Here is a 654-nt window from a genome sequence, read left to right on the forward strand (position 1 = left end):
CTCTGCAGGCTTTTTTGTGGGCCTGGGCCGCGCGGCTGTACGTCCCCAGCAGGGATCCCTCCCCATCACGTAGCTTTTTTTGCTTTTTTGCGGCAACTCAGCGGAGGGCAAAGCAGGCTAAAGTGTCGGCATCCTGGCGTCTTGTGGAGAATCCTCGATGTTGTCCACCCAACTCCTCCTCCCCGGAGTGGCAGCTCTGCTCGGCTTCGGGTTTGCTCCAGCCGTCCTGGCTCAGACTTCCCACACCCAGCAGATGGCGATCCTGAACGGCAACGCCACCACCCTGCAAAGCAACGTCCTGCAAAACACCGTCCTGATCCTGCCCAACGTTCCCCCACAACAGTACGCCGACAGTTGGGGCTGGAGGAGCAGCCGCTCTTTGCCTCCCACTCCTGCTCCCATCACCGTCGTCATCCTCAACTCCCAAGTCAACCTAGCTGCCGAGGAAGTCGAGCCGAGGTCTTGCGGCCAGCGCTGTAGGGGATCCCTGCGCCTACCTTGAGCGGGGGAGGCTGCTTTTTGCACTCCAGACTGCCCAAGTCCGCAATCCGGTTCGCGGCCACGCTCGGATCTGGGTGGATGGGGATTGATATAATCCAGGGCAATTGTCCGCTGCTGGGCGGCAGAGGGTTTTAACGCAAGCTTGGCCCGGCT

1 protein-coding gene is annotated in these 654 nt (G+C 61.0%); it reads left to right on the forward strand.

Annotated features, from left to right (window positions below; translation table 11 throughout):
• Positions 1-157: 157 nt before the first annotated feature.
• Entirely contained in the window at positions 158-502 is a 345-nt protein-coding gene (locus tag NW820_RS13240; RefSeq protein ID WP_011432412.1) for a hypothetical protein, read from the forward strand.
• Positions 503-654: the final 152 nt, after the last annotated feature.

The organism is Synechococcus sp. R55.7, from assembly GCF_047461955.1.
In the GTDB taxonomy this organism is placed as follows: Bacteria; Cyanobacteriota; Cyanobacteriia; order Thermostichales; family Thermostichaceae; genus Thermostichus.